At 69.1% G+C, this 13219-nt stretch carries 12 protein-coding genes and 1 pseudogene; 10 read left to right on the top strand and 3 right to left on the bottom strand.

The window, feature by feature from the left end; genetic code table 11:
* From G3N96_RS33950 to G3N96_RS33905, 10 genes and pseudogenes are all read left to right on the top strand, one after another.
* Positions 1-199 (top strand): annotated as a pseudogene (locus G3N96_RS33950) (hypothetical protein); the annotation flags it as partial.
* The gene (locus G3N96_RS33945; protein WP_206139922.1) at positions 199-2049 is read left to right on the top strand and encodes an acyl-CoA dehydrogenase; all 1851 of its coding nucleotides are present in this window, start codon (positions 199-201) and stop codon (positions 2047-2049) included. The pseudogene G3N96_RS33950 and the gene G3N96_RS33945, both read left to right, overlap by 1 nt.
* Position 2050: 1 nt before the next feature.
* Entirely contained in the window at positions 2051-3307 is a 1257-nt protein-coding gene (locus tag G3N96_RS33940) for a citrate/2-methylcitrate synthase (RefSeq protein WP_206139921.1), read from the top strand.
* A gap of 40 nt (positions 3308-3347) precedes the next feature.
* The gene (locus tag G3N96_RS33935; RefSeq protein WP_039347774.1) at positions 3348-4010 is read left to right on the top strand and encodes a class I SAM-dependent methyltransferase; all 663 of its coding nucleotides are present in this window, start codon (positions 3348-3350) and stop codon (positions 4008-4010) included.
* 3 nt (positions 4011-4013) lie between these two features.
* Entirely contained in the window at positions 4014-5087 is a 1074-nt protein-coding gene (locus G3N96_RS33930) for a TauD/TfdA family dioxygenase (protein WP_206139920.1), read from the top strand.
* A 13-nt stretch (positions 5088-5100) separates the two neighbouring features.
* Complete coding sequence (locus tag G3N96_RS33925) at positions 5101-6114, top strand: ABC transporter ATP-binding protein (protein ID WP_206139919.1); 1014 nt, start codon at positions 5101-5103, stop codon at positions 6112-6114.
* On the top strand, positions 6107-7186 hold the full coding sequence (locus G3N96_RS33920) for an ABC transporter permease (RefSeq protein ID WP_206139918.1): 1080 nt from the start codon (positions 6107-6109) through the stop codon (positions 7184-7186). The genes G3N96_RS33925 and G3N96_RS33920 overlap by 8 nt, the downstream gene beginning before the upstream one ends.
* A 53-nt stretch (positions 7187-7239) precedes the next feature.
* A complete protein-coding gene (locus G3N96_RS33915) occupies positions 7240-7782 on the top strand; it encodes a hypothetical protein (protein WP_059590725.1) in 543 nt (180 codons plus the stop codon).
* Between the two features lie 2 nt (positions 7783-7784).
* Positions 7785-9203: an FAD-binding oxidoreductase gene (locus G3N96_RS33910; protein WP_206139917.1), complete on the top strand. Its 1419-nt coding sequence runs from the start codon at positions 7785-7787 to the stop codon at positions 9201-9203.
* A gap of 32 nt (positions 9204-9235) precedes the next feature.
* The gene (locus tag G3N96_RS33905) at positions 9236-9478 is read left to right on the top strand and encodes a hypothetical protein (protein WP_124579049.1); all 243 of its coding nucleotides are present in this window, start codon (positions 9236-9238) and stop codon (positions 9476-9478) included.
* 108 nt (positions 9479-9586) lie between these two features.
* On the opposite strand, the gene G3N96_RS33900 is transcribed toward G3N96_RS33905, so the two are convergent.
* Genes G3N96_RS33900 through G3N96_RS33890 form a run of 3 tightly spaced genes read right to left on the bottom strand, consistent with a single transcriptional unit; the run spans position 9587 to position 12499 of the window.
* Positions 9587-10939, bottom strand: coding sequence for a TRAP transporter large permease (locus G3N96_RS33900; protein ID WP_059241306.1), 1353 nt, complete (start codon positions 10937-10939; stop codon positions 9587-9589).
* 4 nt (positions 10940-10943) lie between these two features.
* On the bottom strand, positions 10944-11516 hold the full coding sequence (locus G3N96_RS33895) for a TRAP transporter small permease (RefSeq protein WP_206139916.1): 573 nt from the start codon (positions 11514-11516) through the stop codon (positions 10944-10946).
* On the bottom strand, positions 11513-12499 hold the full coding sequence (locus G3N96_RS33890) for a TRAP transporter substrate-binding protein (protein ID WP_206139915.1): 987 nt from the start codon (positions 12497-12499) through the stop codon (positions 11513-11515). The genes G3N96_RS33895 and G3N96_RS33890 overlap by 4 nt, the downstream gene beginning before the upstream one ends.
* Positions 12500-13219 lie beyond the last annotated feature (720 nt).

Here is a 13219-nt window from a genome sequence, read left to right as displayed (position 1 = left end):
CGCGGCCGCCGATGCGGCCGGCCACCTGTCGTCGGCCGAATCGGCGGCCGCGCTGATCCGGCTGGCCGGCGCGCTCGACGAAGGCGAACGCCGCACGGTGCTCGTGTGGGACGCGGCACTGCATGGCGCGGCGGCGGCGGCCGTCGTCGACCTCGCCGGCGGCCTCGACGCCGCACTCGATATCGAAGGAGACGCGTGATGAGCGCCTACAAGGTGAGCCTGCGCGAACTGCGCTTCTTTCTGTGGGAACTGTTCGAGGCCGACAAGCGGTTCCTCGCGGAACACGGCCTGTACGGCACGCACGACCGCGCGTCGATCGACGCGCTGCTCGAACGCGCGCGCGATTTCGCACTCGATCTCGGCCGCAGCTACCAGCAGGCGGACGTCGAGGGCTGCACGCTGCTCGACGACGGCCAGGTGCGCATTCCGTCGCATTTCCACGCGCTGTGGGCGCGCTTTCGCGACGAATGGTCGAACACGCTGTTCGGCACCGCGCACGGGCTGCCGCCGATCGTCACGCAGATGATCTACGAGATGTTCATGGGCGCGAACCCGTCGTTCATGACGTACGGCGGCTTCACGCGCCCCGCGATCAAGCTGCTGCAGATGCACGGCACGCCGCATCAGAAGGCGCTGATCGCACCGCTCGAGGCGTACCGCTGGGATGCCTGTTTCTGCGCGACCGAACCGCAGGCCGGCACCGACCTCACCGCGGTCGCGCTGCGCGCGACGCCGCTCGAACGCGACGTCTACGCGATCGACGGCGAGAAGGTCTACATCTCGGCCGGCATGCACGAGCTGACCGAGAACACGCTGTATTTCGTGCTCGGCCGCATCGACACCGCGTCGCCGGACTCGTTCTCGCTGTCGTGCCTCGTCGTGCCGCGCTTCTGGCCGGACGAGGAGACGGGCGAGCTGCAGTCGAATCATGTCGACTGCATCGGCCTGCCGCGCAAGATGGGGCTCAAGGGCTGCGCGAACACGCACCTCGTGTTCGGTTCGAACGGCACGACCAAAGGCTGGCTGCTCGGCGGCCGGCGCAACGTCGGCCTGCTGCAGCTGATGCCGCTGATGAACCAGGCGCGGATGAGCACCGGGATGTTCGGCGTCGGCGTCGCATCGAGCGCGTACCTGCATGCGGTCGAGTATGCGGGCCGCCGGCTGCAGGGCCGGCCGATCGAGCGCGCGTCGAACACCCACGCAGCCCGCGTCGCGATCGTCGAGCACGCGGACGTGCAGCGCATGCTGGTCGACATGAAGAGCCGCGTCGACGGCTGCCGCGGCCTGCTCGGCAAGCTCGCCGCGACCGCCACGCGCGCGGCGATGCTCGAAGCGACGCCCGACGCCGACCCGGCCGAGATCGAACGCCACCGCAAGCTGCAGCTGCTGCTGACGCCGATCTGCAAGGCGTTCATCTCCGACCAGGCGTGGCGGATCTGCGAAACCGCGATCCAGGTGCACGGCGGGCTCGGCTATACCGATGCGAGCCCCGTCGAGCAGAACGCGCGCGACGTGAAGATCCTGTCGATCTGGGAAGGCACGAACTACATCCAGGCGCAGGACCTCGTGCGCGACAAGCTCGGCTTCGGCCGCCATTCGCGGCTGATCCAGTACTACCGCGACGAACTCGACGTGTTCCTCGCGCACCAGCATCACACCGGCACGCATGCGGAGCTGCGCCCGCTGTTCGATGCGCTGCGCACCGGCGCCGACCGGATCGCCGCCGCGCTCGACGACATCGCGCGCGACGTGCAGGACGGTCACACGCACCGCAGCAGCCAGTTCTACACGCGCTTTCTCGAGATGTTCGGCGTCGTCACGTCGGCGTGGGTGCTGCTCGAATCGGCGACGATCGCCGCGCGCCGGCTCGACGCGCCGGACACCGCCGACACGCCGGCCGAACTCGCGTTCTATCGCGGCAAGCTGAAAAGCGCGCGCTACTACTTCGCGAACGTGCTGCCCGTGGTGGACCAGCACGCGGCCGTGATCGCCGCGATGGCGCATGCGGCGATCAGCGTCAGCAGCGAAGAACTCGCGCAGGTGGAATGACATGGAGACGATGCTCGATTCCGGTACGTCCGCCACGACTGCCGCAACCACCTCGGCCGGCGAAGCGCCGCGCAACCTGCTCGGCCGCCCCGCGACCCGCCATCGCGGCACCGACATCGACGGCGCGACGCTCGAACCCGAAGCGCTGCGCGTGCGCGACCTCGACCTGAACGCGTTGATCGGCGCGACGACGTTCGAAGGCGCGCTCGCGCACCTGTGGTTCGACGTCGCGCCCGGCAGCGCCGCACATCGCGCACACGAAGCGGCAATCGGCGCGCGGCTCATGGCGTTCGCCGATGCGCTGGCGCCCGGCTCGGCCGCGCAGTCCGTCGCCGCCGATCTCGGCGCGGCGGGCGTGGCACCGGTGTTCGCGGCCGCGTCCGGCCTGTTGCGCGGCTTCGACGACGTGACAGCCCGCGTGCAAGGTGAAGCACTGGACGACGCCGACCTCGACACGATGCTGCTGTGCGCCGCCGCCGCGCCGTTCCTGCTGCACGCGGCGATCGAAGGCCGCCCGTTCGCCGCGCGCAACGGCTCGATCGGCGCATCGCTCGACGGTGCGGTAACACAAGCGCAACGCATGCTCGTGCTGACCGGCGCGACACGCAACGACGCAGCGGCGCAAGCGGCAATGGACATGCTGCTCGTCGCGTGGCACGCCGGCTTCGGCTACATCACGCCGACCGTGCTCGCACCGCGGGTCGCGATCGGCACCGGCGTCACGCTCACGCAGGCGATCGCGTCCGGGTTTCTCGCGAGCGGGCCGTCGCACGTCGGTGCGGCGCTCGAAGCGATGCAGTGGCTCGCCGCGCTCGTGCAGTCGGTCCCGGGCGGCACCGGCGCGCCGCCTGCCGCGCTCGACGCAACCGGGCGCGCGGCGATCGATGCCACGCTCGACACGAAACGCACGCTGTACGGCTTCGGCCATCCGCTGTTCGTCGCGGATCCGCGTCCGCCGCACATGCGCGCGCGGTTCGCGGCGCAAGGCTTCGACGGCGCGTACGTGACGCTGTTCGACGCGTGCTGCGCGCAAGCCGACGCCCGCCGCGCATTGCGCCCGAACATCGATTTCCTGACGGCCGCGACGCTGCTCGAACTCGGTGTCGCCGCGCCGTCGTGGGGCGTCGGCGTCGGGCTCGGCGCGCGCATCGCGGCGATGGCCGCGCATGCGGCCGAGCGGCGCCGCCGCCCGGCTTTCGGCGTCAACAGCGCGACCGCGCGACGACTGCTGGCCGCCGTGCCGGTCGGCTGGCTGTGATCCCTTCATCCCTTCGGCACCCTTCTGCAAGAGGAACGTCATGCTGCTCAAGAACCTGCGCCCGGCGAACGACTATGATCGCTTCGCCACCGAAACGCTCGAACCGTGGGACCTGCTGTTCATCAGCCGCATCCGCCAGCTCGCCCGCGGGATGACGCCCGGCGTGATCGCCGACATCGGCACGGCCACCGGCGTCGTGCCGGTGCGGCTCGCGACCGACCCGGCGATGCGCGGCTGGCGCTATGTCGGCATCGACCTCGATCCGGCGATGCTCGACGAAGGCCGCCCGCGCATCCACGAACTCGACCTCGACGACACGATCGAGATGCGCGTCGGCGACGCGCTGGCGCTGCCGTTCGACGACGGCACGCTGACGATGGCCGTCGGCCGCGCGACGCTGCACCACCTGCCGGACAAGGCATTGAGCCTCACCGAGATGTACCGCGTGCTGGAACCGGGCGGCATCGCGCTCGTGCACGACATGCGCCGCGACGCGCCGCAGCACCTGCTCGACCGCTTCACCGAGATGCGCGCCGCCGCCGACTATCCGCCGACCCACGTCGAGGAGAAGATCACGCTCGACGAAGCGCATGCGCTCGTCGCCGAAGCCGGTCTCGCGGCAGTCGCGTCGATCTACAGCCCGAGCGCCGGGCTCGGCGCGCTCGGCTTCGAGATCCTGCTGAAGAAACCGGCGCTGGCCTGAGTGATGACCGACCTCGCCTTCCTCGCCGCGCACGCCGCCGCGCGGCTCGGCGCCGACGACGTGCACTGCGCGGCGGTCGCGCCCGGCGCGACGCTGCCGCTATGCGTGACGCCGCTCAGCGCCGAACTCGCGACGTCGCCGGAGATGTTCGTCGCGTGGTACCGCTCGCGGCTCGACACGATCGACACGCTGCTCGACGCATGCGGCGCGCTGCTGTGGCGCGGCTTCGCGGTGCCCGACACCGCCGCGTTCGGCCAGCTCGGCGCGCTGTACCCGCCGCACGCGAACGGCTATACGGCCGGCGCCGCGCCGCGCAAGCAGATCGACGGCCAGGTGTACGAATCGACCCGCATGCCGCCGCCGTTCAAGATCGGGCTGCACCAGGAGATGGCCTACATGCCCGCGTTCCCGCGCCTCGTCGCGTTCTATTGCCGGCAGCCGGCCGACGCGGGCGGCGAGACGCCGATCTGCGACATGCGCCGCGTGACGGCGCGCGTGCCGGCCGCGCTGCGCGAACGGTTCGCCGAACGCGGCGTGATGTACCTGCGCAATTTCGCGGCGCCCGGCGCGCGCGCGGACAGCCTCGCCGCCCATCCGGGCATGCCGTTCGCCGAATACCACCGGCCGTGGGATGACGCGTTCGGCACGACCGAGCGCGACGAGGTCGAGCGGCTGTGCGCGGCGCGCGGCGTCGGCTGCCGCTGGCTCGACGACGGCAGCGTGACGGTGTCGCACGTCGGTAGCGCACTGCGCACGCATCCGCGCACCGGCGAAACCGTGTGGTTCAACCAGGCGAGCGCGCAGCACCCGAACCCGCGCTCGATGGGCGAGCTCAGCTACCGCTACCTGCAGCGCATGTACGGCGGCCGCGCCGCGTTCCCGTACGAGATCCGCTATGGCGACGGGTCGCCGATGCCGTTCGACGATCTCGTCGCGATCTACGACGCGTTCGACGACGAGGAGCGCGCGTTCCCGTGGCAGGCCGGCGACGTGCTCGTCGTCGACAACATGCTGGTCGCGCACGGCCGCAACCCGTACCGGGGCGCGCGCGACACGCAGGTCATGCTGTTCGACTGACAGGAAGCCGACGATGAGCGATTCGTTCCTCGCCTCCGTGCGCGCGCTGTTCGGCCCGCACACCGCGTTCGACCGGCCGCTGCGCACGGCCACGCAGCCGCTGCCCGATGCGCACGCGCCCGGTGCCGCGCTCGGCGCGCGCGCGATCGACGTCGCGGCCGGCGATTTTCAGTTTTCCGCGCGGCACGTGCGGTTCCGGCTCGGCGCCGTCACCGCGATCGTCGGGCCGAACGGCTCCGGCAAGACCACGCTGCTCGAAACGCTGCTCGGCTTCCGGCGCGGCGGCACCGACGTGCGCGTGCTCGACGTGCCGGCCGCGCGCTTCATGCGCGATACGCCGTCGCTGCGGCGCATCGGCGCGCAATTGCAGAAAGTCGAATATCCCGACCATCTCCGCGTGTCGGAGATCGTCGCGCTGCACCGCGCGATGTACGTGCACGCGGATGCCGCGGTCACGGATGCGCTCGGCATCGCCGAACTGCTCGACAAGCCGTGCCGCGCGCTGTCGAAGGGGCAGCGCCAGCGCATCGACCTCTACGTCGCGCTCGCGCACCGGCCCGAGCTGGCCGTGCTCGACGAGCCGTTCACCGGCCTCGACCGCCGCTACGCAGGCGTCGTGATCGACCTGCTGCGCCACCGTGCGCGCGGCACGAGCGTCGCGATGATCTGCCACGCCGAGGAAGAGCTGGCCGTCGTCGACGATCTCGTGTGGGTGCGCGACGGCGGCGTGCGCTACCAGGGCGACAAGGACGCGCTGCGCGCCGAGCTCGTCGGCGAGGCGCGCGCGGTTCTGCACTGCCGCGACGAAACCGACGCACGTGCACTGCGCAAGCGGCTTGCGGCGCTGCCGGGCGTGACCGGCGTGCGCGTATCGGCCGCGCATGTCGTTGAGGTGTTCGGCGACGCGACGCTGCATCCGAACGTACACCGCATCGTCGGCGAACAGGGCATCCAGCATCTCGCGCTCGCGCCGAGCACGCCGGGCGACCTGCTGCGCCTCTGTACCGAGGGCCCCACCCATGACTAAGGTGTTCCTGATTCTCGTGCGCAACGAGCTGCTCGGCTATCTGCGCAGCCGCTCGTCGCTGTTCTGGACGCTCGTGTTCCCCGTGTTCCTGCTGAGCGTGATGCTGTTCGCGTTCGGCGGATCGGGTTCGCTCGGCACCGCGGACATCACGTTCGTCGTCCCCGGCGGCGCGACCCCGTACAGCCGCGCCTGCGAAGCGCAGATCGTCGACAGCCTCACGCACAGCGACACGGTAAAGGCGACCTTCGACGGCCGCGGCGCGGCGGCCGATCGCGTGACCGTCGTGCTCGGCGCCGACGAGCGCACGCCGACGACGATCCGCTACGACTTCAACGGCTCGCTCGCGGTCAAGGCCGCGTCGCGCGTCGTCGAGATCGCGCTCGCGCGCTGCGCCGCGCAGCGGCTCGGGCTACCCGCCGCGCAGGCACGCTTCGAGAACGCCGCCCCCGCGCGCCGCCCGTTCGACTACGGCGCGTTCTTCGCGACCGGCATTCTCGTGATGGCGTTCATGGCGATCGGCCTCAACTCGACGACGACCGCGATCGCATCGCTGCGCGAACGCAATACGTTCAAGCTGTACGTGTGCTTCCCGGTCTCGCGCGGCGTGTTCCTCGCCGCGCTGATCGTCGCGCGGATGATCATGATGGCGCTGTCGGCGCTCGTGCTGCTGACCGTCGCGCGCGTCGCGTTCGGCATCGCCCTGCCGATCGCGACGCCGGACGGGCTGCGCGCGCTGCCGATCGTGCTGCTCGGCGCGGCGATGGTGCTCAGCATCGGCGTGCTGCTCGCGAGCCGCGCCAAGTCGCTCGCTGCTGCCGAACTCGCGTGCAACGTCACTTACTACCCGCTGCTGTTCTTCAGCGACCTGACGATCCCGATGCACGACGCGCCGGCCTGGCTGAAGGCGGTGCTCGCGTTCCTGCCGACCAACCAGTTCGCGGTCGCGCTGCGCGGCGCGCTGGTCGACGGCGCCCCGTATGCGCAGCTCGCGCCGCAGCTGCTTGGCATGACCGCGAGCACGGCGCTGTTCCTGTTCGCCGCCGCGCGGCTGTTCCGCTGGCACGACGCTTGACGCGTCGCCCGCTGTTCCACTGTTTCGACGTTTCGACGAAGGAGAATTCCCTGATGAAATCGAGCAATCCCATCACCGACTACCTGCTGCACGCGAGCAACTTCCTGCCGGCGATCGTGTTCCTGTTCTACGGCCGGCTCGGCCCCGAGCAGCCGGACGTGCGCTGGACGCACGCGTTCCTGATCGGCGGCGTGCTCGCGCTCGTGCACGGTGCGTGGCTGATCCGCCGCGCGGACCGCAACAGCATCGCGATCGGCGTCGACCTGTTCCTCGTGATCGGTGCGGTGCTGGCGCTCGTGTCGCCGACAGGTAGCCGTTTGTGGGGCGAGGAACTCGGGCCGGCCGCGATGCTCGTCTGCGTGCTGGTCGTCGGCATCGTGCATACCGCGTGGTCGGACGGCGGATTCGTCGACGGCACGTTCGTCGACCACGCGCGCGCACGTTCGCTGTCGATCGTGCTGCTCGCGGTCACCGTCGTCGCGCTCGCGGTGTCGATCGCGATGCGCCACAGCCCGCTGTGGGGCGGCGTCGTGCCGCTGATCGCGCTGGTCGTCGTGCGCGGCCGCCTGCGCAAGCAGCTCGTGCGGGCCGGCTGACGATGAGCGCGCTGCCCGACCGCGCCGCGCAGCGGCACGCACTCGCCGCGACGCTCGGTGACGGCTGGCTCGACGGGGCATCTTCCGACGCGTGTTCATCGTATGTAACGGATGTGACGCTCCACGGCGGCATCGCGCTCGGCGTCGCACGGCCGGGCTCGACCGCCGACACGAGCGCGCTCGCGCGGGTCGCCGTCGCGCACCGCATCGCGTTGATCGCGCAGGGGGCGCGCACCGGGCTCGTCGGCGCCGCCGTGCCCGATCGCAGCGGCACGCAATGCGTGGTGTCGTTCGACCGGATGCGCGCGGTGCGCGCGTTCGACGCGGCGAATCGCAGCATCACGGTCGAGGCCGGCGTGCGGCCGTCCGACATCAACCGCGTGGCGGCCGAAGCCGGCCTCTGCCTGCCGATCGATCTCGGCAGCGATCCCACGGCCGGCGGCCTCGTCGGCGCGAACGCGGGCGGCAGCCGCCTGATCAAGTACGGCGACGTGCGCCGCAACGTGCTCGGCGTCGAAGTCGTGCTCGCCGACGCGGCGGGCACCGTGATCGACGCGCTCGCGCCGCTGCGCAAGCGCAACGCGGGCTTCGACGTCACGCAATGCTTCATCGGCGCGAACGGCGCCAACGGGCTCGTGACGGCCGTGTCGTTCGCGCTCGCGCCTGTAGAACGCTCGTCGTGCGCGGCGTTCGTCGCGTTCGCGTCGTACGACGCGGCGCTCGCCGGCCTGCTCGCGTTCGAGCGCGCGTTCGGCGAGATGCTGTCGGCATTCGAATTCATGTCGGCTGCAGCCGTCGGATGTGTCGCGAATGCGTATCCGGCATCGCGCATTCCGTTCGAAGCCGACGCCGCCGCGTGTTACGCGCTGGTCGAGATCGCGACCGGCATGCCGGGGCTCGATGCGCTGCTCGAGGAACGCACGATCGCGACGCTCGATGCACTGGCGGGCGAGCACGTGGTGCTTGACGCGGCCTGCGCGCCGGCCGAACGGTTCTGGCGGATCCGCGATGCGCTGCCGGCCGCGGTGGCACAGGACGGCATCCCGTTGTCGTTCGACGTATCGTTTCCGCGCGGCGCGCTGGCCGCGTTCGTTGCCGACGCCGAGCAGTGGATCGCGGCCGCGCATCCGTCGCTGCGCTGTCACACGTTCGGGCATTTCGGCGACGGCGGCTGCCATCTCGTCGTATCGATCCCGCACGCCTGTGCGGAACGCTACGGGCCGCTGCAGCAGGTGGCGCTGCGCGGCGCGCTGTACGACCGCGTCGTGCGGGCCGGAGGCTGCTTCAGCGCCGAGCATGGCGTCGGGCCGGTCAACGTCGCGTACTACCGCAAGCATGTGCCAGCGGCACAGCGGCAGGTCGCCGCCGCCATCCAGCACGCCGTCGACCCGCTGGGTCTGGTCGGGCGTGTCCGCTATTGAAGCGCCGTCAAGCGGCGCCACGGAGAATTCGCATGGTCCTTCGACACCCGCCCGGCCCGGGTACCGTTTCCGAACCGGTTGCCGAACCGCCTTTGTCCGGCATCCCGGCCACGCTGCCCGACTCGGGGGTCGTGGTCAACGTGCGAGGGGTGGCGTACGTCATCAAGCTGCCGCCGCGCGATCATGCGCGCCCGGCGCTGTGGCGCGAGCTCGAGGATTGGCGCGACGACCGGTCGGCCGGCGGTAACGGCGAGCCGGATGCTCGGCAGGATTGAGCGTTCATAGGCGTTCCGGTGCCTTGAAAGGCCACCGCACAAGCGACCGCGGCGCCGGACAACCTCAGTCGTCCGGCGCCGCGTCGGGCGAAGCACGCGATTCGAAAATCAGAACACCGCGTGCCCGCTGATCAGGCTCGGCAGCCACGTCGAGAAGAACGGCAGGTACGTGACGATGTTGATCGCACTGAAGATCGCGAGGTAGTACGGCCACGCCATCTTCGTGGTCTCGCCGATCGACACGTTGCCGATCGCGCAGCCAACGAACTGCACCGAGCCGATCGGCGGATGCACGAGGCCGAGCGAGCAGTTCAGCAGCAGCATGATCCCGAACTGCACCGGCCCGACGCCGCACGCCATCGCGATCGGCAGGAACAGCGGCGTCGTGATCAGGATGTGCGCGGCCATGTCGACGAACGTGCCGAGGAACACCTGGATGATGTTGATGTACAGCAGCATCAGCCACGGCGCGGCGGTCGACTGCTTCAGCAGCCCTTCGATCGCATCCGGAATCTCCAGGTACGACATCTGGAAGCGCAGCATGTTCGACACCGCGATCAGCAGCAGCACGACGCCCGTCGTGCGCGCCGCATGCGACAGCGCGCGGCGCAGCTTCTCGGCCGTCAGCGTGCGGTACACCACCGCGGTCAGCACGAGCGAATACACGACGGCGATCGCGGCCGCTTCGGTCGCGGTGGCAATCCCCTTCGCGACGCACACGAGGATGATCGCGATCACCATCAGCCCGGGCACCGCGCCGACGAAGCTGCGCAGCACCGCATACCAGCCGGGGAACGCGGGCAGCGCGGACGAACCGTCTTCACGGCGCGGATAGCCGTGACGCACGGCCTGCCAGTACGCGGCGGCCAGCACGAAGCCCATCACCCACAACACCGGCAGCAGCCCCGAGAACAGCAGGTCGCCGATCGACACGCCGCTCACCGGCTGGCCGTGCAGCATCCCGGTGATGCCCTGCGCGGCGAACGCGTAGATGATCATGTTGGTCGATGTCGGCATCAGCGCGCCGGCGAGCGACGCATGTGTCGTCACGTTGACCGCGTACGCGGCGCTGTAGCCTTCGCGCTTCATCAGCGGAATCACCACGCCGCCCATCGCCGACGTATCGGCGGTCGGCGAGCCCGACACGCCGCCGAACAGCGTACAGGCGACGACGTTCGCCATCCCGAGGCCGCCGCGGAAGTGGCCGACGGTCGCCTGCGCGAAGCGCAGGATCCGGTCCGCGATGCCGCCGTGCAGCATCAGTTCGCCGGAGAAGATGAAGAACGGCACCGCGAGAAACGAGAATGCATTCATCCCCGAGATCATCGCCTGCATCGCGGTCGCGATCGGCAGGCCTTCGACCATGTAGGTCAGCACGCAGGCGATGCCGAGCGCGAATGACACGGGCACGCCCAGCACGAGGAAAATCAGAAAACTGACGGACAGGATCGCGAGTTCCATGGCGTTATTGTCCCGGCGAAGAACGACGAAGCGCGAGCAGGTGCTCGAGCGAGAAGAGGATGATGGCGATCGCCGCGGGCATCGCGATCAGGTAGCGCACGCCTTCGGGCAGCCCGATGATCGGGATGCGGTCGCCCATCGTCTCGGCGGCCATGCTGCCGCAGCCGATCATGATCATGATCGCGAACGCGATCAGGCTCAGGTGCTGGATCGCGATGACGACCGTGCGCGCCTTCGGCGACAGCCGGCGCACCAGCGAATCGAGGCCGATATGGCCGCCGTCGCGCACCTTCATCGCCGCCCCGAACATCGCGATCACGATCACGAGCAGCAGCGCGATCGGCTCGACGAAATCCGGCGCGTTCTCGAACACGTAACGCATCACGACCGCGTAGAACACCAGCACCGTCAGCACCGCGAGACACGCCGACGCGATCACGGCCAGCACGCGGAACAGCACGTCGTTCACGCAACGCAACAGCGGCGCGGCATGCGGGCGTGGCGCTGTTGCGCCGTCCGGGGCGGCGGCCCCGCCGCCCGCGGCGGTTGCGCCGTTCAGGGAAGTGTGACGTGTCACTTGGTGGCCTCGATCTCGTCGACGATCTGCTTCATCTGCGGCGTCTTTTCATACTTGGTCCACAGCGGCTGCATCGCCTTCACGAACGCCGCGCGGTCGATCTGCGCGGCCGGCAGGACCTTCGCGCCGCCCTTCGTCACCGTCTGCTGCGCGGACGCTTCACGCGCGGTCCACAGCTTCTGGTAATACGGCACCGAATCGGCCGCCGCCTTCCTGATCGCCGCCTGCTCCTGCGGCGACAGCGTGTCCCAGACCTTCTTCGAGAACACCAGCACTTCCGGCGTCATCGCGTGCTGCGTCTCCGAGTAGTCGGGCGCCACTTCGTAGTGCTTGGTTTCCTCGTACGACGGCAGGTTGTTTTCAGCCGCGTCGACGAGGCCGGTCTTCAGGCCCGTGTACACCTCGGCGAACGGCATCGGCGTCGGCGTGCCGCCCATCGCCTTGATCTCGTCGACCATCAGGTCCGACGGTTGCACGCGCACCTTCAGCCCCTTCATGTCGGCCGGCGAGCGTACCGGGCGCTTCGCGTAGATCGAGCGCGCGCCGCTCTCGTAGAACGTCAGCGCGATCATTCCCTTCGCGGTGAACGCGTCGAGGATCTTCTGGCCGGCCGGGCCGTACATCGCCTTGCGGAAATGATCAACGTCGCGGAACAGGAACGGGAACGACGGGATCAGCGATTCCGGCACGATCTCGTTGAACGACGCGCCGTTCACGCGCGCCATGTCGATCGCGCCGATCCGCACCTGGTCGACCGTGTCCTTCTCCGAGCCGAGCGCGCTGTTGCCGAACACCTTGATCGAATCCTTGCCGCCCGTCTGCTTCGAAAGCTCATCGCCCATGAACTTCACGGCCATGTTGGTCGGGAAGGTGTCGCCGTGCACGTCCGCCGAGCGGAACACGCGCGCCTGCGCGGACATCGCGAAGCCGGCCATCAGCGCGACGGCCAGGGCGATACGGGAGCGGTTGAATCGGTGCTTCATCGTCAGTCTCCTTGATGGTTGTGCTCGTTGTTGCGCGGCGATCCGCCGGCATGCGCATGCTTCGGCGCCGTGCTCGCTGACCGCAGAGTCATACGTCGTATGACGTGTTGACGCGAATGTACGTCGGTTAATCGTTTAACTCACTTGGTGCATACCCGTAGAGGCCCTGTCATGACGGGGTTTGAGCAAGTTTCAGGGAATCGTTTTCTCTGTTTAGGCGAATTTGGGCGAAACGTTTTCCGGGAACGGGTGCGTGTTCGAGCTGGGTGGTCGGCTGGCCGTTTCCCCCGGCACCGGATACCAAACTTTCGCTTCGTTTTCAGTTGTCATAGGATGACTGATCACCAAATCGGCTGGTCCACGGGATGTCACGAGCGCACGCCGGCCCTATGCATTGCCGACAACACTCGCGATGTCGACGTCCAGAATCGTACCTAATAGGTCGCATATTCGCGTAGGGCGCACGGCCAGGAAGCGACATTTCACTGCGCGATTCAGCATGGCCGTTAGTCGGCGCTGAGGAGCCGATCGCACTCTGCTGAAAGCGGTAACGAAATCGCACCGCAAGGAGAGAACGGACAACCCAGCGTGCGGGACCTATCCGTGATTTCGTGGGCGAGGCATATCATGAGGTGTAAAGGCCATGGATATGCCGATGAAGAAAAAGAGACAAACTGTAGCGCGTCAGGCAGCGGCCCGAGGGCCGCTGCCTGAACTGCC

Source organism: Burkholderia sp. Se-20373, from assembly GCF_017104705.1.
In the GTDB taxonomy this organism is placed as follows: domain Bacteria; phylum Pseudomonadota; class Gammaproteobacteria; order Burkholderiales; family Burkholderiaceae; genus Burkholderia.
Note: the sequence above shows the minus strand (reverse complement) of the source record. Positions and strands in the feature narration are given on the sequence as shown.